This is a genomic window from Myxacorys chilensis (assembly GCF_059505265.1).
The window spans coordinates 1-2,160 of record NZ_JCACKG010000015.1 but is presented as its reverse complement, the minus strand read 5'-3'; the positions used below and the strand labels follow the sequence as shown (position 1 = coordinate 2,160).

Sequence of the window (2,160 nt, the reverse complement as noted above, 5' to 3'; positions counted from 1 at the left end):
CCATGCCGGGCCTCCCCGAGGAGGCGTCGGGCGAGGACGCGGGCCGCCCCGTCGGTCGGGCGGATGGGATCGGGGCGCGGGGACCTGTCCATGACCTGAGCCTGCCCGACGGGCGAGGACCCCTGCAAGGGGGCGTCCCGAGGCGGCGCCCTACCGGAGATACCTGGTGGCGCGCAGGGCCGCCCGGCTGCGGTGCCAGAACCGGTCCAGCGCCGCCAGGACGCTCTGACCCGGTCCGGGCTCCTCGCTCGCTCGGGCTTCGATCCAAGACATCCGCAAGGGCAACTGGAGCACCGGCGCGTCGAGGACCAGATCAAGGAAGTCGGCCAGGACCCCCTTCTCCTGCAGGGCATGGAGCAGGTTGTGCCCGACGAGGCCGGGGATCGGGAGGTCGCATCCGCCGACCGTCGGCGCATAGCGCCGGGCCTCCACGGCATCGTCGGCGTGGCCCCCGGAATAGGTGAAGACGAACCTCCCGGAGCTGGAGGGAAGGCAGGCGCAGAGAGGGTCGAAGGCCGGGAGCGCGCCGTCACGGCTCCGGAGGTGCAGGACGGGGTTGGGCGGCCGCCCCCCGATGCTGATGCCGCGCTCCATCGCCGCCAGCCGCGCGACGGCGACCGCGGCGAGGCCGCCCATGCTGGTGCCCAGCGCGACGCATCTCGCATAGCCGTCCGACAGCGCCGCGACCCGGCGCACGAGGTCCGGGAGGCTGTCCGCGAAGCCCAGGCACCCCTTCCTGTAGTGGGCCCGGCGGGAGTCGGTGAGGAGGAGGACATCCCAGCGCCGCGCCGGAAGATGCTGGAGGATCATCGGCAGCGGAAGCATGAGCCGGTCCGCCATGCCACAGAACCCCACGAGGAGGGACCGCTCCGACGAGGCGGCCTCCCCCTCGTAGAGCGCCGCCTCCTGCGCCAGGACCCTGCGCCGGAAAGGCTCGAGCCGCGCCTGCCGACTCAGGAACGCCATCGTCGCGCTGGCCCGCATCTCGGAGGCGAGGTCCGCTTTCCCCCCGGCCTCCTCCTCGGCGGCCCGGTCCAGAAACTCCTGCGGGGTGAGCACGCCTTCCAGCCGCTGCACCTCCCGCTGGATCAGGCGCTGGCGCCGCCGGGCCTCCGGCAGGGCGTTGGGCAGGCTCATCCGACGCGGGACCGCAGGAAGGCCGTCAGCTGGTCCAGGGTGCGGCACTGGCCGAGCTCGTCGTCGTCGATCTCGATCAGGAGGCGGTCCTCCAGCTCCATCAGGGCCTCGAAGCGGGTCAGGCTGTCGAGCCCCAGCCGGTCGAGGTCGAAGTCCTGGCCCGACAGGGTCAACCGGGCCAGCTGGGGGTTCGTCAGGAAGCCGGAGGCCCGGTCCAGGGCCTCGATGACGGTCGCGCGCAGGTCGTTCATGCCAGGACCTCGATCTCGAAGGCCTCGGGGAAGGCGAAGACATCGTCCTTCCGCAAGGCGAAGCGACGAAGGGACACCCGGGTCGGCATGGTGGCAAGCTCGCCCGAGATCCGCTCCATGAGCGCGATCGAGAGCGGCCGACCGAGGCACAGATGGGCGCCGCCCCCGAAGAACCTCTGGCGCGTAGCGTCTCCTTGCCCCTCGAGGCTCGCGAGCGCGAGGCGGACAGTCTCGCCTGCCAAGACGCGGCTGCCGTCGACCTCCCGGTCGGCGAGCGCCTCCCGGTCCACATAGGGCACGCCCGTGTGGGTCGGGATCGCTGGCAGGGATCGGGACAGGAGCGGCTGGTCCGCCACGGCCTCGAAATGCGCCCGCAGGGACAGGGCCAGCGTGCCGGTCAGCGAATCCCGCCCCAGGATGGCCAGCGCCAACCGCGCATCCTGCCGGAGGGGCGCGTCCCCGGGAAAGGCGGCGGCGACCCGGTCCCGGTAGAAGGCGATCTCCTCGTTCAGCCGCCGGCGCTTCGCGATGCCGAGCGACGCGCTGAAGATCCGCGAAAGAAGGGAGCCGGGCCCAAGCTCGGCAGTCACGCCTCTCAGCGCCCCAAGGAAATCGTCCACACAGGGGAGGACGACCTCCCGGAGCACGTCGCATCGCAGGCGCCCGGGTGCCGGAGGCGGTCGAACCGGCTCCGCACGATCTCGGGCAGGGCCTGCTGGACGAGCGGGCGGCGCACGGCCATCAGCAGCGCCACGGCCGTCCGCCGTACCTC

The 2,160-nt window shown here is 72.5% G+C and carries 3 protein-coding genes; all 3 read right to left on the bottom strand.

Annotated features, from left to right (window positions below):
• Positions 1-150: 150 nt before the first annotated feature.
• The 3 genes from AC5JLB_RS00820 to AC5JLB_RS00810 are packed head-to-tail and all read right to left on the bottom strand — an operon-like array spanning position 151 to position 2,008.
• The gene (locus tag AC5JLB_RS00820; RefSeq protein WP_495871959.1) at positions 151-1,137 is read right to left on the bottom strand and encodes a hypothetical protein; all 987 of its coding nucleotides are present in this window, start codon (positions 1,135-1,137) and stop codon (positions 151-153) included.
• Entirely contained in the window at positions 1,134-1,388 is a 255-nt protein-coding gene (locus tag AC5JLB_RS00815) for an acyl carrier protein (protein WP_495871958.1), read from the bottom strand. Before AC5JLB_RS00815 ends, AC5JLB_RS00820 begins: the two co-directional genes overlap by 4 nt.
• Positions 1,385-2,008 (bottom strand): cytochrome P450 family protein, encoded by a 624-nt coding sequence (locus AC5JLB_RS00810; RefSeq protein ID WP_495871957.1) that lies wholly within the window; start codon positions 2,006-2,008, stop codon positions 1,385-1,387. Before AC5JLB_RS00810 ends, AC5JLB_RS00815 begins: the two co-directional genes overlap by 4 nt.
• Positions 2,009-2,160: the final 152 nt, after the last annotated feature.